At 65.0% G+C, this 25,242-nt stretch carries 22 protein-coding genes; 13 read left to right on the top strand and 9 right to left on the bottom strand.

Going from position 1 to position 25,242, the window contains the following annotated elements:
- The 5 genes from DK366_RS09880 to DK366_RS09900 all read right to left on the bottom strand — a co-directional run bounded on the left by DK366_RS09880 (position 1) and on the right by DK366_RS09900 (position 4,304).
- Positions 1-1,182 carry a TIGR03364 family FAD-dependent oxidoreductase gene (locus DK366_RS09880; RefSeq protein WP_109125379.1) on the bottom strand — a complete coding sequence of 394 codons (1,182 nt, stop codon included), beginning with the start codon at positions 1,180-1,182 and terminating at the stop codon, positions 1-3.
- Positions 1,179-2,504: a DUF5690 family protein gene (locus tag DK366_RS09885; RefSeq protein WP_109125380.1), complete on the bottom strand. Its 1,326-nt coding sequence runs from the start codon at positions 2,502-2,504 to the stop codon at positions 1,179-1,181. Before DK366_RS09885 ends, DK366_RS09880 begins: the two co-directional genes overlap by 4 nt.
- A gap of 7 nt (positions 2,505-2,511) precedes the next feature.
- Positions 2,512-3,210 (bottom strand): HAD family hydrolase, encoded by a 699-nt coding sequence (locus DK366_RS09890; protein ID WP_109125381.1) that lies wholly within the window; start codon positions 3,208-3,210, stop codon positions 2,512-2,514.
- Between the two features lie 129 nt (positions 3,211-3,339).
- Positions 3,340-3,657, bottom strand: coding sequence for a divalent-cation tolerance protein CutA (cutA, locus tag DK366_RS09895; protein WP_109125382.1), 318 nt, complete (start codon positions 3,655-3,657; stop codon positions 3,340-3,342).
- Positions 3,657-4,304 (bottom strand): class II aldolase/adducin family protein, encoded by a 648-nt coding sequence (locus DK366_RS09900; RefSeq protein ID WP_109125383.1) that lies wholly within the window; start codon positions 4,302-4,304, stop codon positions 3,657-3,659. Before DK366_RS09900 ends, cutA begins: the two co-directional genes overlap by 1 nt.
- A gap of 272 nt (positions 4,305-4,576) precedes the next feature.
- Here DK366_RS09900 and groES point away from each other — a divergent pair, with 272 nt between their 5' ends.
- From groES to DK366_RS09930, 6 genes are all read left to right on the top strand, one after another.
- Complete coding sequence (gene groES, locus DK366_RS09905) at positions 4,577-4,870, top strand: co-chaperone GroES (RefSeq protein ID WP_038623202.1); 294 nt, start codon at positions 4,577-4,579, stop codon at positions 4,868-4,870.
- A 105-nt stretch (positions 4,871-4,975) separates the two neighbouring features.
- On the top strand, positions 4,976-6,619 hold the full coding sequence (gene groL / locus DK366_RS09910; protein WP_109125384.1) for a chaperonin GroEL: 1,644 nt from the start codon (positions 4,976-4,978) through the stop codon (positions 6,617-6,619).
- 391 nt (positions 6,620-7,010) lie between these two features.
- Positions 7,011-7,916: a DUF535 family protein gene (locus DK366_RS09915; protein WP_157956493.1), complete on the top strand. Its 906-nt coding sequence runs from the start codon at positions 7,011-7,013 to the stop codon at positions 7,914-7,916.
- On the top strand, positions 7,916-8,470 hold the full coding sequence (locus DK366_RS09920; protein WP_232820996.1) for a sigma-70 family RNA polymerase sigma factor: 555 nt from the start codon (positions 7,916-7,918) through the stop codon (positions 8,468-8,470). The genes DK366_RS09915 and DK366_RS09920 overlap by 1 nt, the downstream gene beginning before the upstream one ends.
- Positions 8,467-9,453 carry a FecR domain-containing protein gene (locus DK366_RS09925; RefSeq protein WP_109125386.1) on the top strand — a complete coding sequence of 329 codons (987 nt, stop codon included), beginning with the start codon at positions 8,467-8,469 and terminating at the stop codon, positions 9,451-9,453. The genes DK366_RS09920 and DK366_RS09925 overlap by 4 nt, the downstream gene beginning before the upstream one ends.
- A 117-nt stretch (positions 9,454-9,570) precedes the next feature.
- Positions 9,571-11,973, top strand: a complete 2,403-nt coding sequence (locus DK366_RS09930) for a TonB-dependent receptor (RefSeq protein WP_232820997.1) — start codon at positions 9,571-9,573, stop codon at positions 11,971-11,973.
- A gap of 62 nt (positions 11,974-12,035) precedes the next feature.
- On the opposite strand, the gene DK366_RS09935 is transcribed toward DK366_RS09930, so the two are convergent.
- Both DK366_RS09935 and DK366_RS09940 read right to left on the bottom strand, forming a co-directional pair.
- The gene (locus DK366_RS09935; protein ID WP_109125387.1) at positions 12,036-12,329 is read right to left on the bottom strand and encodes a hypothetical protein; all 294 of its coding nucleotides are present in this window, start codon (positions 12,327-12,329) and stop codon (positions 12,036-12,038) included.
- A 243-nt stretch (positions 12,330-12,572) separates the two neighbouring features.
- On the bottom strand, positions 12,573-14,429 hold the full coding sequence (locus DK366_RS09940) for an LTA synthase family protein (protein ID WP_109125388.1): 1,857 nt from the start codon (positions 14,427-14,429) through the stop codon (positions 12,573-12,575).
- Positions 14,430-14,728: 299 nt separating this feature from the next.
- On the opposite strand from DK366_RS09940, the gene glnE reads away from it, so the two are divergent.
- Complete coding sequence (glnE, locus tag DK366_RS09945) at positions 14,729-17,581, top strand: bifunctional [glutamate--ammonia ligase]-adenylyl-L-tyrosine phosphorylase/[glutamate--ammonia-ligase] adenylyltransferase (protein ID WP_109125389.1); 2,853 nt, start codon at positions 14,729-14,731, stop codon at positions 17,579-17,581.
- A 6-nt stretch (positions 17,582-17,587) separates the two neighbouring features.
- Here glnE and DK366_RS09950 read toward each other — a convergent pair whose 3' ends face one another.
- Complete coding sequence (locus tag DK366_RS09950) at positions 17,588-18,568, bottom strand: mitochondrial fission ELM1 family protein (protein WP_109125390.1); 981 nt, start codon at positions 18,566-18,568, stop codon at positions 17,588-17,590.
- Positions 18,569-18,699: 131 nt separating this feature from the next.
- Between DK366_RS09950 and DK366_RS09955 the strand changes: the two genes are divergently transcribed.
- Positions 18,700-19,293 (top strand): malonic semialdehyde reductase, encoded by a 594-nt coding sequence (locus DK366_RS09955; RefSeq protein WP_109125391.1) that lies wholly within the window; start codon positions 18,700-18,702, stop codon positions 19,291-19,293.
- A 46-nt stretch (positions 19,294-19,339) separates the two neighbouring features.
- Positions 19,340-19,933, top strand: a complete 594-nt coding sequence (locus DK366_RS09960; protein ID WP_109125392.1) for a YceI family protein — start codon at positions 19,340-19,342, stop codon at positions 19,931-19,933.
- A gap of 63 nt (positions 19,934-19,996) precedes the next feature.
- Here DK366_RS09960 and DK366_RS09965 read toward each other — a convergent pair whose 3' ends face one another.
- The gene (locus DK366_RS09965) at positions 19,997-21,253 is read right to left on the bottom strand and encodes a Yip1 family protein (protein ID WP_109125393.1); all 1,257 of its coding nucleotides are present in this window, start codon (positions 21,251-21,253) and stop codon (positions 19,997-19,999) included.
- Between the two features lie 233 nt (positions 21,254-21,486).
- On the opposite strand from DK366_RS09965, the gene DK366_RS09970 reads away from it, so the two are divergent.
- From DK366_RS09970 to DK366_RS09985, 4 genes are all read left to right on the top strand, one after another.
- A complete protein-coding gene (locus DK366_RS09970) occupies positions 21,487-21,693 on the top strand; it encodes a zinc-finger domain-containing protein (RefSeq protein ID WP_109125394.1) in 207 nt (68 codons plus the stop codon).
- A 97-nt stretch (positions 21,694-21,790) separates the two neighbouring features.
- Entirely contained in the window at positions 21,791-22,918 is a 1,128-nt protein-coding gene (locus DK366_RS09975; RefSeq protein ID WP_109125437.1) for a glycosyltransferase, read from the top strand.
- Between the two features lie 60 nt (positions 22,919-22,978).
- Positions 22,979-24,247, top strand: a complete 1,269-nt coding sequence (locus DK366_RS09980) for an O-antigen ligase family protein (RefSeq protein ID WP_109125395.1) — start codon at positions 22,979-22,981, stop codon at positions 24,245-24,247.
- Entirely contained in the window at positions 24,244-25,023 is a 780-nt protein-coding gene (locus tag DK366_RS09985; protein WP_109125396.1) for a glycosyltransferase family 2 protein, read from the top strand. Before DK366_RS09980 ends, DK366_RS09985 begins: the two co-directional genes overlap by 4 nt.
- Positions 25,024-25,242 lie beyond the last annotated feature (219 nt).

Below are 25,242 nucleotides of genomic sequence, written 5' to 3' on the forward strand. Positions count from 1 at the left end.
TCAGCGGACGACGGCCGTGGCCGGCGTGCCGGTTTCGGCGCGAAGCGTGCCATTGACCACTTCTTCCGCCAGGCCAAACGACAGCGTCATGCCAAGGCCGCCGCCGCCCACACCATTGACGATGGTGACGCCGGGTTCCGCTTCGATCACCAGTTCGCTGCGGTGGCCATCGGTGAGCTTGGCGTAGGTGCCGTGCCAGCTCTGGCGCACATTCCAGTTCGGAAGGTCCAGCACGGTGCGCAGGTAGTCGACGATCTTGCTGTTGATGGCGCTTTCGTCGAAGGGCTCGTGCGTATGGCCGTATTCATGCGAATCGCCAATGGTGATTTCACCACGACCGTTCTGCGCCGCCATCACATGGATGCCCAATGCGATCAGGTCGGCATACTGCTCGGACAATCGCTGGCGCAGCGCGCCGATGCTCGGCGTGGCGTGGAACCCGCTGTAGTGCGCCATGGTCAGGCCGCCGCAGACCACGGGGCCCAGCTGGAACGTGGGCTGCGCTTCCAGCCTCAGCATCTGCAGCTTGCACTTGGTGATGGCGGTGCGCTCGAACAGTTCCGGATACAGCGTTTCGAAATCGGTGCCACCGGCGACGTAGATGACGTCCGCGGCATAGCGGCGACGCCCGCTCCACACGTAAGGGTGCTCCACGCGCGTGATGGCCTGTCGCCAGTGGAACTCCACGCCGTAGCGCTCCGTCAGCCAGGCCGGCAGGTTGCGGATCGCTTCGCGCGGATCTACTACGAGCTCGTCGGTGCTCATCAGCGCGCCGAGCAAACCTTTCGAAACCACGCCCGGGGCATGTTCGCGCACCTGGGCCGCCGACAGCGTGCGGGAGGGACGGATGCCTTCGTTCATGGCGGCGTATTCGTTCATCACCGCCCATTCGTCGTCGTGGAATGCGGCGATCAGGCTGCCGCTCTGCGCATACCAGGTACCCGTGGCGTCGCAGAAATCACGCCAGATCTCGCGCGAACGCAGTGCGCGCGCATAGAGCGGGCCGTTGGGCACGCCAATGGGCCAGATGGTGCCGAAGTTGCGTATCGATGCGCCCACGGCACGTTCGTGACGATCGAACACGGTGACGCGATAACCCGCTTCCGCCAGTGCGCGCGCCATGGCGAGCCCGACAATGCCTGCACCGATCACGATCGCGGTACGTGTTTCCGACTTGCTCATAAACGGCTGCTTTCCATCTCAAGAGGTGACAACGATGCCGGCGCGTGCCCGTTCTGGCGCCCGTGTCGCCAGAACCAGCGCGCGGCCAGCGCAATCAGTACGAGGCCCAGCAGGCTGCAGGCGAGCACGGCGCGTTCGAAGAACTGCGTCCAGTTGAGCTGCAGGGCGAGAAACTGGCGGATCAGCAACACGGCCACGCTGCCGATGTAGCCGGAGGCGTCGGCGATATACATCACGAACGACGCCGTGCCGCTGATGCGGAACGTGGCCATCAAGCGTTCGAAGAACATGCCATTGAGCGGGATGTAGCCGAGGTAAAGCCCGAAGCCCACCAGCGTCATCCACAGCAGCGGCGGCAGTTCGCCGTGCGCAAACAGCAGCGTGCTCAGTCCGGCGCAGCACAGGCCGCCGGCGATCAGCACGTGGTTGAGCATGAAGGCCCGCATGTTGTCGCGTACCAGCGTCAGCGAGGCGGTGAGCATCAACACGCCGATGCCGATGGGCGTATCCACTTCGCCGAACACCACGGCGCTTCGGCCAAAGCCCAGGTCGCGAAAGATCTCCGTATCGAAGTTCTCGCGGAAGTCGCGCAACACGGTAAGCAGTACATACAGCGGCACGATCAGCAGCAGACCGGGAAGAAAGCGGCGTACGAAGGCGTGGCGCGCGTCGCGGTCCATGCGTCCGCGTGGCGCGCGTGCGGCAACGTCTTCAGCAGTGGGTGGCGGTAAACGCGTGAGCACGTGCAGCGACAGCAGCAGCGGCGGCACGAAGACAAGACCGGTGAGAAAGGGCATCCAGTGCTCGCTCACGCCCGCCAGCAGCATCGCCTTGCCGACGCCTTTGACCAGCCCCGACGCGAAGATGAAGCTGGAGGCGAGGATGGCGCCCATCAGCTCGGTCGCCTGTCGTCCTTCGATGTAGCCGAACACCAGGCCCCACACCATGCCCAGCGGCAGGCCGTTGAGGAACAGGAACACGATGCCCGGTACCGGCGGCATGAGCGCAAAGCCCAGCAGTGCGAGCCACGACAAACCGATCAGCGAAAGAATCGCCACGGCGCGGCGCGAGGTCTGAAGCTCCGGCACCAGTCGAATGCCCCATACCTTGCTCGCGGCGTAGCCCATGACCTGGGCAATCACCAGCCAGATCTTGTAATCCACGCCCAGCCAGCTCATGCCCTCGTAGCTGCCCGCGCTGAACGGCTTGCGGAAGGCGTACATGCACGAATAGGTGCAGAACGCGGCAAAGCCCGCCACCAGCGGAAGCATGGATGGCGACCAGAACCAGGACGACGTGTTCGAACGCGGCGAGTGACGCATCACGTGCTCAGGCCACGTTCGTCTGATCGAGACGGCCAAGCAACGCCGGCAGTTCGTGCAGGCTGTCGAGGATGGCGTCAGGCTTGTAGTCGGCAAGCTCGGCGCGCGTATAGGCGCCGGTGGTGACGGAGACGACCAGCCCGCAGTGCGCCTCGCGTCCCTCCCGCACATCGACTTCGGTATCGCCGATCTTCATCACGCGCGAAGCATCGGCGACGCCGCATTCGGCCATCAGCGCGCGGATCATGTCCGGCGCGGGCCGGCCGTGCGCAACCAGATCGGCCGAGATCGATGCATCGATCAAACCACGCGTGCGCCAGCCGAAACGTTCGATCAGGCATTCGGCGATGTCCTGCGAAAACGCCGTATTGAGCGCCACCTTGATGCCGCGATGACGCAGCCAAGCGAAGACTTCTTCGGCGCCGTCCATCGGGCGCACGGCATCGTGCGTGCGGTAGCAGTCGAGCATGCGCGACACGAAGTCGGCGTGCACTTGCGTCACGTGGGCATCGCTGGCGGGCAGGTCGTGCGCGGCGAGCATGCTGCGGATGGCGGCGGGCTTGGTGTAGCCCATCAGCGCGCGCAACTCGGCGAGCGGCGCGTGGCAGCCAGCCTGCGTCAGTGCTTCCCGCAGTGCCAGCGCGACCAGGTCCGGATCGTGGACCGTGGTGCCCGCCATATCGAAAACCGCCAGTTCGAACGTCATGATGCCTCCCGTGTTGGCGAGGCATGCTGACCAGCGGCGATGGCGCGCCCGTGACGCGGGCATCGACAGTCCAGGCGGACTGTCTAGTCAATCGCGCGGGGTGCGAATCGCATCACGCGTGGCGATGAATCAACCCGGGTCGCGCACCCAGTCGAGGTAGGGGACATGGCCGTCCGTCACCGGCACGGCAATCAGTTCCGGCAACTCGTACGGATGAAGCGCCAGCAGGCGCTCCTTCAATGCGGGAAGTTGCGCGGCCGTCGTCTTGATCAGCAACAGCTCTTCGCTGTCCGTCACCACCTCGCCCTTCCAGCGATAGGTGGAGGCAATGGCCGGGATGCGGTTCACGCAGGCGGCCAGCCGTTCCCCTACCAGGGCTTCGGCCAGCTTCTGCGCGCTGGCGACGTCAGGGCAGGTGCAGTAGCAGAGCAGCACGGCATCGGACATCACGACCTCGACATCAGCCCGTAGTTGGCGAACTTGGCCAGCACGTCGGCCACTTCATCCTGGGTAAGCAGCGTCGGCGTGCCCACCTGCAACGCCAGCGCATATTGGCGTGCCAGGTTTTCCACCTCCACCGCACGCCACATGGCCTGCGCCAGCGAGCTGCCCAGCGCGACCATGCCGTGGTTGGCCATCAGGCAGGCGAGGCGGTCTTCCAGCGCGGCGACCACGGCATCGGACAGCGCCTGCGTGCCGTAGGTGGTGTAGCCGGCGCAGCGGATCGAATCCCCGCCGCCCACGGCGATCATGTAATGGGCCGGCGGAATGTCCCGGCGGCACATGGCCAGGGCGGTGGCGTAGGGCGGATGGACGTGGACGATGGCCCCGGCGTCGGGACGGGCGAGGTAGATGTCCCGGTGGAACCGCCATTCGCTGGAGGGCTTCTGCCCCTGGGGCCAGCCGCCGTCCCGGTCGATCCGCACGATGCCTGCGGGCGTGATCTCCTCATACGGCGTGCCGCTCGGCGTGATCAGGAAACCTTCGTCGCAACGGGCACTTAGGTTGCCGGAGGTGCCTTGGCTCAGGCCCGAGGCGGCCAGCCGGGCGCCTTGGGTGACCAGTTCCTGGCGGAGTGTCAGCTCATCGCTCACGGGCGGTAGTCGGCGGGGGACAGGCCGGCATGGTCGTCCGTCCAAGGGCGGCTGTCGATAGAAAAAAGGGCGCGATTGACTGCCAAAGTGCCTTGAAAGCCCCGAACCCGTCCCCCATTGGAGAAGTCAGCCATCGGACCGGCGCCTCTTGCGGGGGGCTTCTGCGTCGTTAGAATTGGCACTCACCTCTCGGGAGTGCTAACAGCGCCACCAGGCGCCGCTCCGGGGTCCGAATCCGTGTTCACCCATCCAACAAAAGCTGGAGCCCACCCATGAGCAAACTGCGTCCGCTGCACGATCGCGTCATCGTCAAGCGCCTCGAAGAAGAGCGCGTCTCCGCTGGCGGCATCGTCATCCCCGACAGCGCCACCGAAAAGCCGACCCGCGGCAAGGTCATCGCTGCCGGTGCCGGCCGCATCCTGGAAGACGGCAAGGTCCGCCCGATGTCTGTGAAGGAAGGCGACACCGTGCTGTTCGGCAAGTACGCCGGCCAGGAAATCAAGATCGACGGCGAAGAGCTGGTCTTCCTGAAGGAAGACGACATCGTGGCTGTCATCGAAGGCTGATCTCGACAAGCGGGCACGGCTGTAGCGCGATAGCCGCGCTTGTTGGCCCGAAAGATCAAGATCAAATCCCCATTCTTATTTCAAAATTTTTGAGGCAAAAATTTTATGGCAGCTAAAGAAGTCCGCTTCGGCGAAGACGTCCGCGCCCGCATGCTCAAGGGTGTGAACACCCTGGCTAACGCCGTGAAGGTCACCCTGGGTCCGAAGGGCCGCAATGTCGTGCTCGAGAAGAGCTTCGGCGCCCCGACCGTGACCAAGGACGGCGTGTCCGTGGCCAAGGAAATCGAACTGGCCGACAAGTACGAAAACATCGGCGCGCAGATCGTCAAGGAAGCCGCTTCCAAGACCTCCGACGTCGCCGGCGACGGCACCACCACCGCCACCGTGCTGGCCCAGGCGTTCATCCAGGAAGGCCTCAAGGCCGTTGCCGCCGGCATGAACCCGATGGACCTCAAGCGCGGTATCGACCAGGCCGTCGTGGCTGCCGTGGGCGAGCTGAAGAAGCTCTCCAACCCCACCGCTGACGACAAGGCCATTGCCCAGGTCGGCACCATCTCCGCCAACTCCGATTCCGCCATCGGCGAAATCATCGCCACGGCGATGAAGAAGGTCGGCAAGGAAGGCGTGATCACGGTGGAAGAAGGTTCGGGTCTGGAGAACGAACTGGACGTCGTCGAAGGCATGCAGTTCGACCGCGGCTACCTGTCGCCGTACTTCATCAACAACCAGCAGTCGCAGCAGGTTGAACTGGACGACCCGTTCATCCTCATCCACGACAAGAAGGTCTCCAACGTCCGTGAGCTGCTCCCGGTGCTGGAAGCCGTCGCCAAGGCTGGCAAGCCGCTGCTGATCGTGGCCGAAGAAGTCGAAGGCGAAGCCCTCGCCACCCTCGTGGTCAACACCATCCGCGGCATCGTCAAGGTTGCCGCCGTGAAGGCGCCGGGCTTCGGCGACCGCCGCAAGGCCATCCTGGAAGACATCGCCATCCTCACCAATGGCCAGGTCATCTCCGAGGAAGTGGGCCTGCAGCTTGAGAAGGCCACGATCAACGATCTGGGCCGCGCCAAGCGCGTGGTGATCACCAAGGAAAACACCACCATCATCGACGGTGCCGGCGAAGCCGAGCGCATCCAGTCGCGCATCGGCCAGATCAAGGCGCAGATCGAAGAGACCTCTTCGGACTACGACCGCGAGAAGCTGCAGGAGCGCGTGGCCAAGCTGGCTGGCGGCGTGGCCGTCATCAAGGTTGGCGCTGCCACCGAAGTCGAGATGAAGGAAAAGAAGGCCCGCGTCGAAGACGCCCTGCACGCCACGCGCGCAGCCGTTGAAGAAGGCGTGGTCCCGGGCGGCGGCGTCGCCCTGATCCGTTCGCTCAAGGCCGTCGAAGGCCTGAAGGGTGGCAACGCTGACCAGGACCTGGGCATCGCCATCACTCGTCGCGCCCTGGAAGCTCCGCTGCGCGCCATCGTGGCCAACGCTGGCGAAGAGCCGTCCGTCGTCCTGAACAAGGTGAAGGAAGGCAACGGCAACTTCGGCTACAACGCTGCCACCGGTGAATTCGGCGACATGATTGCCTTCGGCATCCTGGACCCGACCAAGGTGACCCGTTCGGCCCTGCAGTTCGCAGCCTCGGTTGCCGGCTCGATCATCACGACCGAAGCGGCCGTGACCGAAGTGCCGAAGAAGGACGAAGGCCATTCGCACGGCGCGCCGGGCGGCATGGGCGGCATGGGTGGCATGGACTTCTAAGTCCACGCCTTCCAGGCACCGCAACACCCGAAAACCCCGCCTTGTGCGGGGTTTTCTTTTTCCTGCGAAAAAACCTCAAGAAATATCGCCGGATCATTTCCGTTTTCGCCCGGTGGCACGTCTTAACTCTTGTCACAGTCACCATGCGGGTCGGCACGCCTTGAACGAACGGAATCTTCAGCCCGGGGAGGAACCCCTGGATGCCGATCTGGTGTTCGCAGCTAGCGGCTGCGCCTATGCGGCGCAACGCTCCCTGGAGCGCGAACTTCGGATGGCAGGGTCACCGGCCCCGCATGTGTCTGGACAACGGGAGAGAAGCGCCAGGGACGGCAAACCCTTTTTTTCCCTGTGGTGGCGATCCATTCGTCATCGCACCGACTGGACCGGGCCGATGGGTCAGCGCATGTGGATGGGCATGAAGTACGCCGCGCGCGCGCTGGGTAGCCCGGTGCGTCATCACGCGTATCTGTCCTTCCTCGATTCGCACCCGCTGTTGCGCGCCTGCGTAATGCATGACCCTCGCTTGCAGGAGCGTTACCAGCATCGTTTCGTGAATCGCCGCTGGCATCGCACGGATCGCCTGGGCGCCCTGCAGTCGCACTACCGCCTGTTGCTGGAACGCTGGCCGCCGGCCCTGTTCGAAGCCGTGTACGCGCAGGGCAACGCCATGCTTGGCACGCTGCATCTTCGTGATGGCAGCCGCCTGCGTCTTCGCATGCGGCCTTCCATCGCCATGGGTTGCGAAGGCGAGCTGGCCATCGAACTGACGGACGCGCAGGACGTCATGCTCTATCGCATGGTGATGACCCTGGTGGACGACGACACCCTGGCCATTGGCTGCATGCAGGGCCCCAACGGCGTCGACGCCCGCGAACGCGTGCGCGAACTCACCCGCAACATGCACGGCATGCGCCCGAAGCACCTGCTGCTCGTGCTGGCGTATGCCTTTGCCGGCCAGTGCGGCCTGCGTCGCATCGTGGCGGTGGGCAACGTTGCCCACCCCTTGCAGGGCCGTACGCGCCTGTTTTCCGACTACGATGCGTACTGGATGGAGCAGGGCGGCATGCTTACCGCCGAAGGCTGGTTTGCGCTGCCGAACGCGCTGCATCACCGGCGCGAAGAGGAATGGGAAAGCAAGCGCCGCGCACAGTTCCGCCGGCGTGCCGACCTGCGCTGGGAGGCCGTGCAGATGTTGAACGAGGCCATGCGTCCGGTGCCATGGTGGCGCGACATGGTTCAGGCGCAGGCGGAGATAGAATCATCGCCGCCGCTCCCCGACGTCACCAGGGCAGCCTAGTGGACAAACCCATCCGTGCGCCCGCTCCGGCAGGCGTGAACATCGACCCGGCGTACGCCATGCGCATCGCGGATTTGTTCCGCGACCACAATCGCGCGCTCGTGGCGTTCCTCCAGTGCCGCCTGAACTCGCTGTCCGATGCTCAGGAAGTGGCGCAGGAGGCCTATGTGCGCCTGGTGACGATGGACAAGCCCGAGCAGGTGGAGTCGCTGCGCGCGTACCTGTTCCGCATTGCGTCGAACCTGGCCGTGGACCGCCTGCGCGCGCGCCAGGTGCGTGCGGACAACCCGCTCGACATACCCGACGATGACCTGCACCTGGCGCCGATCCCCGAGCGCCACGTGCACGCCACCGGGCAATTGCAGGCGCTGGTTGCCGCCGTGCGCGAACTGCCGGCCAAGACTGCCCGCGCGTTTGTCATGCACGTCATCGACGGCTGCGAAGTAAGTGCGATTGCACGGGCCATGAAGATCAGCGAGCGCATGGTGCGCTATCACGTCGCCCACGCCCTGGCGCATTGCCGGGCGCGGGTGGACGAACCGGAGATGCCATGATGGCCAAGAACGAACAGAACCTGCGCGTCGCCGCCGACTGGTGGATGCGATTGCGCGATCCCGCTGCCACGAAACGGACGACCCAGCAGTGGCTTGCCTGGACCGACGAAGACGCCAGTCACCTCGATGCCTTCGAACGCGTGACCGAACTGGCCACCCGCCTGCATTCGCTGGGTGACGTGACGCGTGAACGCTTGCTGGCGGAATTCGCGCCAGCGCAGATCCGCTCCCGCCGGGCATGGCTGCCGATGGCCGCTGCGGCAGCGGCGGTACTGGTGATTGCGGGCTACGTGGGCTGGCACGCCATGTCGAACCCTGCAACGTCGCAAAGCTACGCCAGCGCCGTCGGTGCGCAGCGCAGCGTGACGCTGGATGACGGCACCCGCGTGACGCTGGGCGGCGCCACGCGCCTTGTCACCCACTACAGCCGGAACCGGCGCCAGGTGGAGCTGGCCGATGGCGAAGCGTATTTCGAAGTGGTGCACGACGCGTCGCGTCCCTTCGAAGTGCGCGCGGGTGATGTGACCATCGAGGACATCGGCACCGCCTTCAATGTTCGCCGCACCGGGCAGTACGTCACCGTCGCCATGGCCGAAGGCCGGGTGCGTGTGGCCGACAACAAGGGCGGAGCGAACAACAGCCTCGAAGCGGTGGCAGGCCAGTCGGTGATCTTCGATCCATCGCGCTCGATCATGAACGTGGTGACCAGTGACCCCGCCAGCGCGGCCGCGTGGCGCAATGCGCGGCTGGAATTCGACAACGAGCCGCTCTCGGTGGTGGTGGCGAATATCAACCGCTATCGTGCCCAGCCGCTGCGCATTGCCGACAACGACCTGCGCTCGCTCACCTTCACCGGCACCGTGAAGACCGATGCCATCGACGACTGGCTGCATGCGTTGCCGCAGGTGCTGCCCTTGCAGGTGAGCGAGGCGGGCGGCCAGACCGTGTTGTCGGACGCACGACGCACACCGGAGCCGCGTTGATCGGCCTGATGCCAGGGAAGGCCTGCCGACAGAAATCGTTTACACAGTGCGGGTGACGACACAACCCGCGTCCCGCATGTCACACTCGCGGTTTTCGCTCGGGGCGACGCGAATGCCATGAGGAAGGGTGCGAAGCTGCTGCTGTCGGGCGGCCTGTCGATGTCGGTTTGCCTGGCGGTGCCGGGCAGCTGTGTCGCGGCTGCGCGCCTGGTGCAGGATGCTTCCGCCGAATCCTCGCGCTTCGATTTCGCCATTCCCGCGCAGCCCCTCGCCACGGCACTGATTGCCTTCGGCAAGCAGGCCAACGTGCAGGTGCTTACCGCCGGCTGCACCATCGTGCGTTTTCGTTCGCTCGGGGCCACCGGCAACCTTACCGCGCCGGCAGCGTTGTCCAGGCTGCTGGAAGGTACGGGACTGGTCTACGAGTTCACCGAAAAGGGCACGGTCGTGGTGACGCTGCCCGAGCGGCCGGCGAAAAACGGCGCACCTCCCGCGCCACGCCCGGACGTGAAGGAGCTGACGGCCGTGGAGGCCAATGCGTTGCTGGGACGCGACGTGGGCTTCAAGGCGTCGCTCACCAGCGTGGGCTCGCGCAACGACGCCGAACTCATCGACGTGCCGCAGTCGGTCAGCGTGGTGACACGCGAGCTGATGGATTCGCAGCAGGCGCTGTCGGTGGAAGACGCCGTGCGCAATGTGGCGGGCGTGGCCTTTGTCGAAGGGTCCGACGGCTTGCCGTTGTTCCAGATCCGCGGCTTCTACACCGGCAATGGCTTGATCGACGGCATGCCCAACAGCAGCGCCGGTTCGGGCGATTTTCCGCCGCTGATCGGGCTGGAGCGCGTGGAAGTGATCAAGGGGCCTCAGTCCATCCTTGGCGACTCCACCGGCAACAGCTTCGGCGGGCTCGTCAACGTCACCACCAAGCAGCCGCAAAGCACGCCCGTCCGCGAGATCAGTTACTCGGTGGGCGAACAAGGCCAGGCGCAGGCCGGCCTGGACATGACGGGCCCGCTCGGCCACGTGTCCGGGCTCACCTATCGCCTGGTCGTGTCGGGTGACTACGCCGACCGCACGCCGCAGGGCTACCGCAATCGTCGCAGCGGCTACCTGGCGCCGTCGGTGGGCTGGTATGGCACGAGCACGCAACTGGTGGTGGGCGTGCAGCGCATCCTCAATCGCCTGCCGATGCCCGATCACGTGGTGCTGCTGGGCGACACGTTGTCCACCGCCACGCCGTTCGGGCTGCTGACCGGCAACGAATACGACTACGCCAACTACCAGACCAACCGTCTCTACTACCTGCTCGACCAGCAGCTGGGCGATGCGTGGACATGGCGCAGCCGCGGCCAGTACGTGCAGCAGCAGAACGACATGCAGAGCTGGACGCTCTACAACCCCACCCTCATGGGCAACGTGTCGCCGTACGCGGAGGCTTACCGCTATAGCGATACGTACTACTCGTTCCAGAACGACTTCATCCGCGTGTTCGGCACGGGCCCGGTGACGCACACGGTGACGCTTGGCATGGACTACTCGCGGTCGCGCGTGGGCCACACCGACGACTACTGGCACGAGTACAACAACGGCGTCTACAACGTGTTCAGCGATGCCGCGTTGCCGAGGGTGTCGGCGGTGGTGCAGCCGGCGGACAACGTGCCGCTGTCGGGCACGCCGTGGTCGGTGGACAACGGACTGTTCCTGCAGGATCAGCTGTCACTTGGCGAGCGCTGGGACATGCTGCTTGCGCTGCGCCGTTCGGCGTATGAAGTGTCGACCACCGATGCCCAGGGCAACCCATGGGCACCCCGTCGAAACAAGTGGGTGCCCAACGCCGGTATCGTCTACAAGCTTACGTCGGACATCGCGTTGTACAGCGGCACCAGCAACGGCTTCCAGCCGCTGTCGTATCTCGGTGAGAACGGCAGGCCGCTCGTGCCTGCCTTGTCGCGCCAGGTGGAAGCCGGGGCCAAGTTCAACCTGCTGCAGGAGCAGGCGTGGCTGACGGTATCGCTGTACCGCATCATGCTCGACCACAGTTATCTGTTTCTGGAAGAACTGCCCAACTTCGCCAGCCTTGGGCCGGGGCAGACCAACCGGGGCGTGGAAGTGGAGTTCGCCGGGCGCGTGGCACCGGGCCTGGATATCACCAGCAGCTACACCAACGCGCAGATCAGCAATCACGACGGTACGCAGCCCACCGGCGCGCCGCGCCAGCGATTCAACCTTTGGGCGAGTTACTGGTTCCAGGGGAACGCGCTTCAAGGGTGGGGCGTTGCCGGTGGCATACAGGCACGCAGCCGTTCACTCGGCCAGAGCGTGGACTACTCCACGTATTACCCGTCGCCGGGCCAGGCGGAAATCGATGCCAACGTGTCGTACCGCGCCGATCGCTGGCGCATGACACTGGGCGTGAAGAACCTGCTGGGACGCGATTTGTACGCCAGCGACTTCAACGAGACTTTCGTGCCGCTGCGCACGCGCCGCAGCGTGATGCTCTCGGGCACCTACGATTTCTGACGGGCATGAAAAACCCCGGGAGTTGCCTCCCGGGGTTGCAGGTTCACGTCGTGCGTTGCGTTTTACTGCTTGGGCGTGGCCGGTGCGCCGGCATCCGTCTTGGTCGCGTCGGTCTTGGTGGCGTCAGTGGCGCCTGCCTTGGCCTTGTGGCTGCTGTGCTTGGTCGCCTTGTGCGCCGTATCGCCGGCCTTGGTGGCGGCGGTGTCGGTCGCCTTGGTCGCGTCCTTCGCTGCCGTACCCGTCGTGGTCGCGCTGGCTTCGGCCTTGGCGGCTGGCGCGGCGTCCTGCGCAAAAACCGGGGCGGCGAGCACGGAAGCAGCGGTGACGAAGAGAGCGGCAAGCATGGTCTTACGCATGAGGTAAACCTCCAGTGTGGGAATGCCAGCGAAGGCGTTGCTTCGTGGCTGGGATCCACGCTAAGCGCACATCGCCTTACCGAACCTGAACGAAACCGGCTCGCTTTAGCGCGCAGTTAGGACGCTGAATCCACGTTATTTCGTCCCCGCGAAAACGCTTTCGTGCCGCTTGAAAACCTTCGCAACCGGCGCCCGTGCTCATTCTGTTTGGACGTCCATTTGCTTCGACAGCGCCGGAGTGCGTCACTGATGGGCGCCGGTGTATTCGGCTTCACCCGTGGGAACAAGCGGCGCGTCATCCAGCACGCCGGCCGTTTGCACCGCCGCCTTGGGCAGCAGGCCATCGAGTTTGCCCTTCATGCGGAGCAGGGCGATGTTGGCCAAGTCGTCGTCTTCCTGCTGTTCGGAGTTGTCCTCCGCTTCCGGTGCGGCGCCGGGCGCGCGGGTGAGTGCGGCGAGCTGCGGCGCTATCACCTGGGTGAGCGCGAAGTACGCGTCGTCATGCACGCCGGCCTGTTCCAGCAGGCGGCCCGGCAGCATCCACGACGCCAGCGACTCCCGCTTCGCCGTCATGGGATTGCGCGGGTCCACCAGCAGCCACGTGCCCGCCTGGCTCAACATGCCTTTGCCGTCCACGAAACCGGTGGTGTTGTAGGTATCGGTGAGTGCGGGCAGGTGATCGCCGTAGAACAGCAGCAAGGTGGGCCGTTCGCGGTGCGACAGCAGCTCGGCGAGCCGGCCCAGTTCCTGATCGGCGTGGCGCATGTGGTACAGGTAGTTTTGCAGTTCCAGCTTGTTCTTGCCGGTGACGCCGTCGGGCACGGCAATGGCATCGCGTTCGGCGGCGTTGGCGGGCGGCACATCGTAAGGGCCGTGCGCTTCGATGCTGATCGCGAACAGGAACTGCGGAGGTCCCGCGTTCTTCAGCTGCGCCATGATTTCATCGGTCATGGCGCTGTCGGCCATGTACTGGCCGTCCATGGGTGCGTTCGCGGGAAACGATGCGCGCGACACGAAGCGATCGAAGCCGATGGCACGGAACGCCGTGGTGCGGTTCCAGAAACCCGGGTCGTTGCCATGCAGCGCAATGGTTTCGTACCCATGCGAACGCAGCACGCGCACCATGCTTGGCACGACCTTGTGGTTCATCTGCAGATACGGAAATTGCAGGTCGTCGAAGTAACGCAGCGACAATCCCGTCAGCACCTCGAATTCGGTGCGGATGGTGCCGCCGCCGTAGGTGGGTACGTGCAGCGGTCCGCTTTCGCCCTGCGCGGCGAGTCGATGCAGGTTCGGCGTGAGATCGGCGTGCTCGTAGCCTTTCATGATCGACGGATCGAAGAACGACTCGCTCTGCACCACCACGATGTCCGGTTCCTCGCCACCGCGCGCCGGCCCCTGGAGACGTTCGCGCAGCGCGGCATCCGACCGGTCGATCAGCTGCTGCGCCGCCGCGGTATCCGGCTTCTTGCGGCCGTGGCCCTGGTTGAGATGAAACATCATCAGAGAGCTCACCAGCCCTGAATGCTCGGCGGTGGCGCTGGCCGACCACGGTTCCAGCCACAAATGGTGACCGCCGTAGATCTTCATCCAGCCCGGCATGCCGACCAGCAGGGTGCCGATCAGTGCCATCAAGGCGATGCCGGAAACCAGCCGCTTGCCGCGCGTGCGTCGTGCGAACATGGGCGGTTCCAAGCGCCAGGCGAGCACGATGATGGCCACGCCCGTTGCCAGCGCGAGATACGGCCAAGGGCTGGAGGGAAGATAGCTGCCGAGCAGGGGCAGGCCGCCGCGGCGCAATTGGCCGAGCATGCGGAAGTCCGCGGGCATCAGCGGGGTGTTGAGGTTGCTTACCTTCAGCGCATTGACGGCATACACCAGCGTCTGCAGCAGAAAGGCCAGGCCAAACGAGAGAAGCACGCGCCGACTCAGCACCAGCAGCAATGCCGCGAGCAGCAGGCCGGGCAATGCGTTGGCAATCAGGAACGTGGGCTGGCTGAGCGCCTGCAACGGGCTCACGCCCATGCCGCCATCGACCATCCCGGTCAACAGCGTGAATGCGATGCCCAGCGCGAGAATCAGCGCAAGACGGACGGACATGGAACGCGCGCGCGGCGCGGGTGGAGTCGCTGACATGGTCATGGCACCCTGACGACGATGGCTGTCATGGCTCGGACACCGGACTGTAAAGACCGGGATCTGAACCAACCGTTGCGTGAGCCTGTTTTTCAGACGGGCGCGCGCTACCCGATGGCACCACCATGGCAACGCGTGGTGCGTCACGGCGGTGCACGGCCGCGGTAAAGAACCCGGTATCCGGTCATGTACCGGTCATACTCGAACGAAGGGAAACATGTGCGAACGCAGCAGGCAGGCCGCCACTACGGCACAATGATTCGATGACTGTCACTCAACGGCCGACGGAATCCCCTGCGCTGCGCGCGCTGATCGACGATCGCTATCGCGAGCTGATCGCGCGCTGCCGCCAGATGGGCGTTCCTCTTCATGATGATGCGGGTGTTGCCGAACGCATTCGTCGCACCTTGCTGGCGAGCGACTTCGCCTTCGACACCTGGTTTCGCCAGCCGCAGCTGCTTGCGCCGCAAGGACTTGAGCGCTTGCGCTCGGGCAGCGACGCCAGTGCACGCATCGATGCGTTGAAGTTGTCGGACGATGAAGCCGTGTGCCTGACGGAGCTTCGCCGTTTTCGTCATGCCGAAGCACTTCGCCTGGTGTTCCGCGACGTGAACGGCCTGGACGAATTGCCGGAAACACTGTCGGCCACCAGCGTGTTGTACGAGGTGCTGCTTGCATCCGCCTTGAGCTGGTCCGAGCGTGCCATGGCGACACGCTACGGCCACAGTCGCAGTCGCGATGGTGAGCTGCAACGCATGGTGGTGGTGGGCTTCGGCAAGCTGGGTGGCAGCGAGCTGAAGTTTTCGTCCGATATCGATCTCGTCTTCGCCTACCCGCATGGGGGCGAAAGCGACGGCACGCGCACGCTCGACAACAGCGAATACTTCGTGCGCCTCGGGCGGCAACTGGTGCGCCTGCTCAACGAGCCCACGGTCGATGGCATCTGCGCGCGCGTGGACATGCGCCTTCGTCCGTTCGGCAATGCGGGTCGGCTCGCGCTGCCGTTTTCGGCCATGGAGCAGTACTACCAGAGCGAAGGCCGCGACTGGGAGCGTTATGCCTGGATCAAGGCGCGCCCGGTGGCTGGCGATCGCCATGCCGGCAAGCAACTGCAGGATCTGCTGCGTCCCTTCGTGTATCGCAAGTACCTCGACTACACCGCGTTTGCCGGATTGCGCGAAATGAAGTCGCTGATCGACGCCGAAGTGGCGCGCAAGGACCTGGCGGACAACCTGAAGCTCGGCCCCGGTGGCATCCGCGAGATCGAATTCGTGGTGCAGCTGATGCAGCTGATCCGCGGCGGCCGCGAACCCAGCCTGCGCGTGCGTGGCTTGTTGCCCGCGCTGACGGCGTGCGAGGCGCGTGGCCACATCAGCGCGGCACGTGCCCGCGAATTGCGCGAGGCTTATGTGTTTCTTCGTCGCGTGGAGAATCGCGTGCAGATGCTGCGCGACGCGCAGACGCATGACATTCCGGAAGATGCACTCAGCCGCGAACGCATCGCGCTGGGCCTGGGCCACGCGTCGTGGGAGGAACTGGAAGAACAGCTGGCGCACCATCGCGCCAAGGTCAGCGAGGAATTCGCCGAAGTGCTGATGCCGCAGGGCGGGCGCTCCGCGTCGGCGCCCGTTGCCGATGTCGCGCTCTGGCAACACGCCTGCACGGAAACACTCGATGCGGGCGTGGTGGAGTCGTCCGGTTTCGTGCCCGGCGCGGATGTGGCGGAGGCGCTGCAGAAGCTCTCGCAGGCCGCCTCGGTGCGCGCCATGTCGCAGCGCACGCGCGAGCAGCTCGATCGCCTCATGCCGCAACTGCTCGCGGTGGCGCGCAACAGCGTGGCGCCGGTGCCGTGCATGTTGCGGCTGTGTCGCCTGGTGCAGGCGGTGGCGCGACGGTCTTCGTATCTCGCCCTTCTGGAAGAGCAGCCCGCGGCGCGCCTGCGCCTGGCCAAGCTGTTCGCGGAGAGCGCCTTCCTGGCGGAGCGCGTGATTTCGCAGCCCCTGCTGCTGGATGACGTGCTCGATCCGCGCATCGATCAACTGCCGCTCAAGCGCGCGGATATCAGCGCGGAAATCACCCGTGTTCTCGCCACGCTCGACGAGCGCGAAGCGGAGGCGGAGCTGGAGCGCCTCAACGAATTCAAGGCAAGCGTCGCGTTTCGCCTGGGCCTGGCTTTCAGCGATGGCCGCGCCGATGCCGTCGCCACGGCGCGCCGCCTCGCCGTACTCGCTGAATCCATCGTGCTGGCGGTGACGGCGCTTGCCGAGCGCGAGCTGGTGGCGCAGCACGGGCGATTGCCAGGCGAGGGAACGGGTTTTGCCGTGCTGGGCTATGGCAGCCTGGGCGGCGAAGAGCTGGGCTTCGCCTCCGACCTCGACCTGGTGTTCGTCTACGACGGCAAGCGCGCCCACGCGATGAGCGATGGCGCACGCCCCATGGAAGGATCACGCTGGTATCAGCGTCTGGCGCAGCGCGTGATGAACTGGCTGACGGTGCTTACGCGCGCGGGTCGTTTGTACGAAGTGGATACGCGCCTGCGTCCCGATGGTTCCAAGGGCCTGCTGGTGAGCAGCCTCGATGCGTTCGAGGCTTACCAGAAGAGCCGCGCGTGGACGTGGGAGCACCAGGCCTTGTTGCGCGCTCGCCCGATGGCAGGCGATGTGGCGTTGCATGCCGATCTTTCGGCCGTGCGTCGCGAGGTGCTTGCGGTGCCTCGTGATCGCACGTCCGTCCTGCAGGAAGTCAGCAGCATGCGTCAACGCTGGCGCGCCGAACGCGATCGTTCGGATGCGCGGCAGTTTGATCTGAAGCAAGGCCACGGCGGCTTGCTTGACATCGAATTCGCGCTGCAGGGGCTGGTGCTGGCGCACGCTGCGGATCGTCCGGCCTTGCTCAACATCACCGCCAATGCGGGATTGATCGAAGCCTGTCGCAACGCCGGCCTGCTCGATGGACATCAGGCAGGCGTGTTCGCCGAAGCACATGCGGAGCTGTTGCATCGTGCCCTGGCCTGCACGCTCGATCTGCGTTCGCGCATAGCCCCGCGTGACGAGGAATTGGAACGGCTCAGCGGCAACGTGCAGGAAGTGACGGCAGCACTCGGCTTTCTGTTCTGAGTGCCCTCACGGCGCTTCGCGTTGGCGTAGCGCAATGAGGTCGCGAAGCGTGGCGGCGATGACGGCGGTTTCCCGCAAAGGGGGAACCGGCCGCGTTTCCACGGCATCGAGCGAATGCAGCAGGCCTGCACTGCGCAGTGCCTGATGGAAACGCTCCAGCTTGTCCGGCAGCGTGCCCAGCACGAAGGTGTGCACGGGGCAGCCGACGGCGCAGGCTTCGGACAGCATGTTGACGGAGTCGGGCGTGACCACGAGGCGATCCGCCCAGCCCAGCACGCCGGGATACGGGTTGCTGCCATCGTCGTTGCCGGCCCAGACAAGGCCCGGCACGTCGCCCAGGCCCTGGCGCATGCGCTCCACCAGCGCCGGCGGCGTGCGTCGCGAGGCCATCACCAGCAGGCTGCCGCCTTCCTGGCGGCGGCGTGCGTGCAGCCCGCTGATCAGTTGATCGATATACGCCTCGTTGAACGTGACGCCCTTGCGCGGGCCGCCCAGCAGCACACCGATGCGTGGACGAGGCAGGGAGGCGAAAGCCGGATCGGCCTCGCGGCCGTCCTGCAGCCAGGTGTCGTCCACTGGGTTGAGCGAACCCAGCGGGTTGATCACGTTGCGGCCGGTGAGCTGGTCGTGCTTCGGCGCAATGACCGTGTCCCAGTGCGCCGGGTTCGCGCGTGGATCGAGAATCTGCACCGTGTAGCACTCGCCCCGGCTCAGCGTGCGCAGCAGGCGGGTGTACAACGCGGAGGTTCGTCCGCAGCCAATGGCCACCGCTGGCCAAGGCGCGGCGTACTGATTGCGCTGGATGGCGTTGAGGCCCAGCCTGGCGCCCAGCGTCAGGTGCGGCGCCAGCCACGACCAGGGTGCCCCTGGTTCGAGCTGCAGGTGACGGATGGGCATCCCCAGCAGCTGCGCCAGCGCCAGCGCCTGGCGCTGGTTGCCGGCCGCGCCATCGGTGATGACCCAGCAGTCGCCGAGTGGCTTCACCATGCGCCTGCCTGCCGGATTGTTTCCCTGGACGGCACAGTTCGTTTCATTGGGCTGGGTCCTGTTTGTCGGCGACCGCGCTTACACTGCATGGCGTTGCGCCGGTGGCGGCGCCCCACGACCACAGGATACCCATGAGCGAGAAGCTTTCCGAGGCCACGTTCGACCAGTTGTTCCGAACGGCCCGCACGTACAACGCATGGCTGCCGAAAGAAGTGGCGGACGAGCAGTTGCACCACATCTACGAACTCGCCAAGTTCGGTCCGACCAGCGCCAATTCCTCGCCGATGCGCGTGATCTTCGTGAAGTCGAAGGAGGCGAAGGAAAAGCTCGCGCCGTTCCTCTCCGAAGGCAACCGCGCCAAGACCATGGCTGCGCCGGTCACGGCCATCATCGGCACCGACCACGCCTTCTATGAAAAGCTGCCGCAGCTGTTCCCGCATGCCGATGCGCGCAGCTGGTTCGTCGGCAACCAGCCGCTGATCGACGTCACCGCTTTTCGCAACAGTTCGCTGCAGGGCGCCTACCTGATGATGGCCGCACGTGCGGTCGGCCTGGATTGCGGCCCGATGTCCGGTTTCGACACTGCCGGTGTGGACGCGGCTTTCTTCGCGGGCACCACGGTGAAGTCCAATTTCCTGGTCAACCTCGGCTATGGCGATGCCAGCCGCGACCTGTTCCCGCGCAGCCCGCGCCTTTCGTTCGACGAAGCCTGCCGGATCGACTGATTCCATCAGCGTTCTGCTAGCCCCCAACCCAATGGAGATTCAACCCATGCGTGCACTTCGTTACCTCGTTCTCGCCGGCCTCATTGGCGCCGCCGTGTCGGCCCAGGCTGCTCCCGTGACCTACAAGATGGACCCGGGCCACACCATGGTCCTGTTCAGCTGGAACCACTTCGGCTTCTCCAACCCCACCGCGAACCTCGGCCTTGGCCAGGGCACCCTGGTGTTCGACGACAAGGACCCGTCCAAGTCCTCCGTCGACGTGACGCTGCCGCTGTCCGACCTGGATACGCACGTCTCCGCGCTCGACGAGCACCTGAAGAAGCCGGACTTCTTCGACGCCGACAAGTACCCGACCGTCACCTTCAAGAGCACCAAGGTGCAGGCTGCTGGTGGCAACAAGTACAAGGTGACCGGTGATCTCACCGTGCACGGCGTGACCAAGCCGGTGACGCTGGGCGCCACGCTCAACAAGAGCGGCGAGCATCCGATGATGAAGACGCAGACGGTGGGCTTCGATGCCACCACCACGCTGAAGCGTTCCGACTTCGGCATGGGCGCTTACGTGCCGAACGTGAGCGACGAGATCAAGGTGCACATCACCACCGAGGCTTCGGTGCCGAAGGCCGACGCCGCCAAGTAAGCCCAACGCTGGGCATGAAGGGGTCCGCGCTTCACGGCGCGGGCCTTTTCTTTGGGCGCGGTTTCAGTTGCTGCTGATGCCTTCGTCTTTCAGTGAAGCCAGCTTGTCCAGGTCCATGTCGTTCACGGCCTGCCTGAGCTGGTCGATGTCCTGCGCATTGCCGCTTGCCTTGACCGAGAAACGGTTGGCCACGATGACGCCGAACTCGCCGCTCTTGGTCTGCGTGTTCCACGACTCGTGCACCAGGCGGCCGTGGTCGGTGTAGGTCTTGTCGTAACCGTGGTCGCTTTGTTCTTCGGTGGCAGGTGCCATGTTGCTGGCCACGGCCATCATGCCTCGCATGTTGCCGGTGTCGGCCACTTCCAGCTGCATGGTGCGGATGCGGCCATCGCTGTAGGTGGCCCGCGCAGTGGAGATCTGCATGCCCATGGCGCCGGAACGCTGGGCGTTGAAGTCGCTGCGCTTCATGCCGTCCAGTTCGTCGGGAAGAAAGCCACGCAACGTATCGGGCGACAGCGACACGGCCACCGTCTTGCCGTCGCCGCTCATCAGCTTGCCCATGGCCGCCTGTTGCGCGGCGACATCGCCGGATTTCTGCGCGTTTTCCAGATCCTTGGCGGCACTCGCCGTGTTGGCGCCGACAGCGGAGAGCCTGGCCAGTGCGCTGTCCGGATCGACCGTAACCTCGGAGCCGTCCCGCGTGACATGCGTGCCTGCCATCGATGCGCCGGACATGGCGGCCGTACCGACGATGCCCGCAACGATGAGTGCCACGATCCAGCTCAGCACGAAGGCGATGATCACCGCGACAGCCGTATAGCCGCCCGCACGATCGGCCGGGCAACGCATGGTGTGGGGCAGGCCCAGATAGAGCAGGTAGATGCCGTAGATGGCGCCCGCGATGGCAATCAGCCAGCCGATCCACGGAATGATCACGGCGATGCCGGCGACCCAGCCGGCGGTCCACGCGTAGGCGACCGTCTTGAGCGCTTGCACCAGGTCTTTGCTGCCGCCGAAGGTGGGCGCCAAGGCGTCGATGATGATCGCCATCACATAGACCAGGCCCAGCGTCAGCAGGTAGTGCACGATCATGCCGGCCACGCCAATGCCGACCAGCGTGTGCATGTGCACGCCGAGGCCGCCATAGCCGATCAGGCTGCCCTTGATGAAGCTTGCCAGCACCGGCAGCGCGGCGACGATGCAGATGTAGTGGCGATACAGCCCGCCAACGGTGGCGGGTTCCGCGGCGATGACGGGCCACTCGGTTTGTGGCGACCCGAGAATGGCCTTGATGCGGGCGAAGATCTTTCCGAAGTCCATGACGTTCCCTGCAGCAGGATGAGCGCGTCCCGCCCTCCGTCGCCGTGCGCGAATGGCGTTTCCTGCGATTCCCCCTGCCCAGGTCGGGCCCTGGCATTGTCAGCTGCCAGGGATGGCCCCGACATTGGTCGCAAGCTCTATGCACTACGACGAAGAAGCGGATCTCGCGCCGCCGCGCGGTGGGGTCCGCCTGCTAACATGGTGGGTCTGGTGTCCTGATGGAGTTTGACCCCATGTCGCGTTCCCCTGCGGCTGCCCCGCTGATCCCGGCGAATGCCGAAAATCGTTATGAAGTGACGCGCTCGGACCTTCCGCTGTCCTGCCCGATGCCCGGCATGGAGCTGTGGAACTCCCATCCGAAGGTCTATTTGCCGGTGGTCGAGGACGGTGGTGAGTCCACATGTCCTTATTGCGGCGCGCATTACGTGCTCCGCGACTGATCCAGACTTAGAAAGTTACAACTGAAACAATCCTCGTCGCCGGTTTAGGCACGATTGCTGCTTGCCTCTAGGAATGAAGGCACCTTTCGAACAAATCATGTCAGCAGTCGCCACGCCAGCGAGGTCTCTGACCGTCGTTCAGCTGATCCCCGCCCTGCAATCGGGCGGGGCAGAGCGTTCTGCGCTTGAAATTGCTCGTGCCCTCGTGAAGGCCGGCCACCAGTCCATCGTCATTTCCGCCGGTGGTCGCATGGTGTCCCAGCTGGAAGCCGAAGGTAGCCGTCACATCACGCTGGATATCGGTCGCAAGTCGCTAGGCACGCTGATGAAGGTCGGCGCGCTGCGCAAGCTGCTGCGCGAGCTCAAGCCCGACATCGTCCACGCGCGTTCGCGCCTGCCGGCCTGGCTGGGCTGGTGGGCCATCAAGGGCATGAAGCCCGCGCCGCATTTCGTAACGACGGTGCACGGGCTGAATTCGCCCGGTCGTTACAGCGCCATCCTGCTGCGCGGCGAGCGCGTGATTGCGGTGTCGCAGACGCTGCGCGACTTCATGCTCAGCCATTACTCGTGGCTGGAGCCGGGCCGCGTACGCGTGATTCCGCGCGGCATCGACCCGGACGCCTTCCCGTACGGCCATCGCCCGGACGACAACTGGCAGAAGGCCTTCTTCGCCGAATTCCCGGCCCTGGCCGGTGCACCGCTGCTGACCCTGCCGGGTCGTGGCACGCGCCTGAAGGGTCATCACGATGCCGTCGAACTGCTGGCCGAACTCAAGCGCCGCGGTATCGATGCCCGCCTGTTGCTGCTGGGCGTGATCGAGCCCGGCCGCGAAGCCTACGTGGAAGAGCTGCGCAGCCTGGTCCGCGCGCGGGGACTGGAATCGCAGGTGGTGATGACGCCGCCGCGTGCCGACGTACGCGATATCTACGCGGTGTCCTCGTTGATCCTGCAGCTGTCGAACAAGCCCGAATCGTTCGGCCGCACCGTGATCGAGGCGCTCTCGCTGTGCCGCCCCGTGCTTGGCTATGCCCACGGCGGCGTTGGCGAGCTGCTGGCCGAGCTGTATCCGGCCGGGCGCGTGCCGCCGTCCGATCGCGAACGATTGGTGGAGCGCGCCGCTGAGCTGTTGCGCGTGGCGCCGCCCATTCCCATGTTGCAGAGCTACCGCTTGAGCGACATGCAGCAGGCCACGCTGGCCCTGTACGACGAGATCGCCGCGACCTGATGCGGCCGCCCGGCGCGGCGGCTCACCTACAATGCGCGGATCGCCCTTGTTGACCGACGCATGAGTCCCATCGCCGCATTCCTGAAGGCCGCCCTGCGTTCCCCACTGTTGCCGTTCTGGCTGGTGATCGCCCTGTTGCCGTTCGGGCGCAGCGCCGAGCTGGGTACTTTTCTCTGCCTGATTGGCGCCGTGCTGCTGTTCGTGCGCCATCCGGCCGCGTTGCGCGACCACGCCGGTGCACGCCTGTTGCTGTGGCTGCTGGCGGCCTATGTCGGTGCGGCGGTGATTTCCTCGGTGGATTCGCTGGCGCCCGGCAAGAGTTGGGGCACGGTCGTTTCCCTGTTGCGCTATGTGCCGCTGGGCCTTTACGCGTGCTTTGCCATTCGACGCGAAGACAAGCTGGCCGTGCTGTACCAGGCCGTTGCGGTCGTCCTGGCGTTCTGGGCGCTGGATGCCTGGGTGCAGATGCTTACCGGCTGGAGCCTGGGCGGGCATGCCGAGCCCGAGCGCATCTCCGGCATTTTTGGCGCGGGCAACCTGAAGCTTGGCCCGAGCCTTTCCGTGCTGGCGCCGTTCGCGCTGTGGTCCGCCCAGCGCCGCTGGGGAACCAAGGGCGTGCTGATCGCCTTCGTCTTCCTGCTGGGGCCCGTGTTGATGTCCGGATCGCGCGCCTCATGGCTGTGTTACGCGCTGGTGGCCGTGGGCTTTGCCTGGCATCTCGCGCGCACGCCGGCGCGGTTCCTCGCCGTATCCGCCGGTTTGATCGCCGTGGTGCTGATCGCCGGCAGCGTGGCGTGGAAAACCTCGGAACGATTCCAGCTGCGCATGGACCGCACGATGCAGGCATTGGGCGGCTCCGGCCAGTCGCTGGACACGGCATTGACCGGCCGCCTGGATATCTGGCGTACCAGCGTGGCCATGTTCGAAGCGCATCCCGTCAACGGTGTCGGCGTGCGTGCCTACCGATACGCCTATCCAAGCTTTGCGCCAGCGAACGATCATTTCCTTACCGCTGAACCCTGCGGGCCGGGCGAGGGCGCTTGCCATGCGCATCAATGGATACTCGAAGTGCTCACCGAAACGGGTGTGATCGGCTTGTTGTGCTGGCTCGCGGCCATTGGGCTGGCGGTGGTCACATGGCGACGCGTCGGTGCGTTGGCACGCGAGCATGCGTTCCCCGCGACGCTCGCGCTGGTGGCCATGCTGTTCCCGCTCAATACGCACCTGGCCTTCTATTCGGCCTGGTGGGGCCTGTTGTTCGCCTGGTTGATGGGTCTGTGGTGCGCGGCGCTCTATGTATTCCCTTCGCCACGGGGAGAGACCGCATGACGCGTGAACCGCTGTCGGTGGTGGTCATTACCTACAACAACGCGGACACGCTGGATGCCTGCCTGAGCCTGGTGGACTGGGCCGACGAGATCGTCGTGCTCGACTCCGGTTCCACGGACGAAACCGTGGCCATTGCGCTCAAGCACGGCGCACGCGTGGCCGTGCACCCGTTCGACGACTACGGCCCGCAGAAGCAGCGCGCGTACGACATGGCCAGCCACGACTGGATTCTCAACCTGGATGCCGACGAGATCCTCTCGCCGGGCACGCGGGAGGAAATCGAGCGCGCCCTGGTGCAGCCACGACATGCCGGTTTCCGATTGCCTCGACGCGAGCGGATGTTCTGGACCGTGCAGCATCGCCTGAGCTGGCGCAACGGCCACCTGCGCCTGTTCGACCGCCGCCGCGGTGGCATGAACGATGTGGATGTCCATTCGGCGGTCGAAGTGCGCGGCCCGGTGAAGACGCTCTGGCGAGCCGATTTCATCAATGACGGTGATGGCGACATCGCCACCCGCGTGGAAAAGATCAATCGCTACACCACCGGCATGGTGGTCTACAAACTTCGCAGGCAGCAGCGCTTCACGGGTTTGCGCATGGTGTTCTACCCGCCGGTGTTCTTTCTTCGGCAGTACATCGGCAAGCGCTATTTTCTCAATGGCTGGGCGGGCTTCATCGCCAGCGTCACCGGCGCGTTCTACGCGTTTCTCAAGTACGCGAAGCTGCATGAGGCGCGCGAAAACGCGCGGCGTCGCGAGCGTAAAACGTCACGCTGAACGGCTTTATTCATCGCATGTTTAGCTCGCCGCAGGGCGAGACGCAAACACTTGCCTGAACGGAATTTCCTGCCTATGTCTTCCGTGGCGACACCACGCCATTCGTGCGTGAATCGTCCGTCAAATGCGCGATTTGGACGAATGAAACTGCGTTCGCACGGTCATGCTCTCGGTGCTTTTGATACAACGTGAGAGTACGGCGCAACCGTCTGATTTGAA

It is taken from the genome of Dyella sp. C11 (genome assembly GCF_003121485.1).
In the GTDB taxonomy this organism is placed as follows: Bacteria; Pseudomonadota; Gammaproteobacteria; order Xanthomonadales; family Rhodanobacteraceae; genus Dyella.

Excerpts from the sequence above, each read along its gene's own strand:
- DK366_RS09960 (WP_109125392.1), top strand. The coding sequence starts at position 19,340 with ATGCGTGCACTTCGTTACCTCGTTCTCGCCGGCCTCATTGGCGCCGCC.
- DK366_RS09950 (WP_109125390.1), bottom strand. The coding sequence starts at position 18,568 with ATGGTGAAGCCACTCGGCGACTGCTGGGTCATCACCGATGGCGCGGCC.
- DK366_RS09925 (WP_109125386.1), top strand. The coding sequence starts at position 8,467 with ATGATGGCCAAGAACGAACAGAACCTGCGCGTCGCCGCCGACTGGTGG.
- DK366_RS09965 (WP_109125393.1), bottom strand. The coding sequence starts at position 21,253 with ATGGACTTCGGAAAGATCTTCGCCCGCATCAAGGCCATTCTCGGGTCG.
- DK366_RS09890 (WP_109125381.1), bottom strand. The coding sequence starts at position 3,210 with ATGACGTTCGAACTGGCGGTTTTCGATATGGCGGGCACCACGGTCCAC.
- groL (WP_109125384.1), top strand. The coding sequence starts at position 4,976 with ATGGCAGCTAAAGAAGTCCGCTTCGGCGAAGACGTCCGCGCCCGCATG.
- DK366_RS09975 (WP_109125437.1), top strand. The coding sequence starts at position 21,791 with ATGTCAGCAGTCGCCACGCCAGCGAGGTCTCTGACCGTCGTTCAGCTG.
- DK366_RS09915 (WP_157956493.1), top strand. The coding sequence starts at position 7,011 with ATGGGTCAGCGCATGTGGATGGGCATGAAGTACGCCGCGCGCGCGCTG.
- DK366_RS09980 (WP_109125395.1), top strand. The coding sequence starts at position 22,979 with ATGAGTCCCATCGCCGCATTCCTGAAGGCCGCCCTGCGTTCCCCACTG.
- DK366_RS09885 (WP_109125380.1), bottom strand. The coding sequence starts at position 2,504 with ATGCGTCACTCGCCGCGTTCGAACACGTCGTCCTGGTTCTGGTCGCCA.
- DK366_RS09985 (WP_109125396.1), top strand. The coding sequence starts at position 24,244 with ATGACGCGTGAACCGCTGTCGGTGGTGGTCATTACCTACAACAACGCG.
- DK366_RS09955 (WP_109125391.1), top strand. The coding sequence starts at position 18,700 with ATGAGCGAGAAGCTTTCCGAGGCCACGTTCGACCAGTTGTTCCGAACG.
- DK366_RS09940 (WP_109125388.1), bottom strand. The coding sequence starts at position 14,429 with ATGTCCGTCCGTCTTGCGCTGATTCTCGCGCTGGGCATCGCATTCACG.
- DK366_RS09930 (WP_232820997.1), top strand. The coding sequence starts at position 9,571 with ATGAGGAAGGGTGCGAAGCTGCTGCTGTCGGGCGGCCTGTCGATGTCG.
- cutA (WP_109125382.1), bottom strand. The coding sequence starts at position 3,657 with ATGTCCGATGCCGTGCTGCTCTGCTACTGCACCTGCCCTGACGTCGCC.
- glnE (WP_109125389.1), top strand. The coding sequence starts at position 14,729 with ATGACTGTCACTCAACGGCCGACGGAATCCCCTGCGCTGCGCGCGCTG.
- DK366_RS09970 (WP_109125394.1), top strand. The coding sequence starts at position 21,487 with ATGTCGCGTTCCCCTGCGGCTGCCCCGCTGATCCCGGCGAATGCCGAA.
- groES (WP_038623202.1), top strand. The coding sequence starts at position 4,577 with ATGAGCAAACTGCGTCCGCTGCACGATCGCGTCATCGTCAAGCGCCTC.
- DK366_RS09935 (WP_109125387.1), bottom strand. The coding sequence starts at position 12,329 with ATGCGTAAGACCATGCTTGCCGCTCTCTTCGTCACCGCTGCTTCCGTG.
- DK366_RS09880 (WP_109125379.1), bottom strand. The coding sequence starts at position 1,182 with ATGAGCAAGTCGGAAACACGTACCGCGATCGTGATCGGTGCAGGCATT.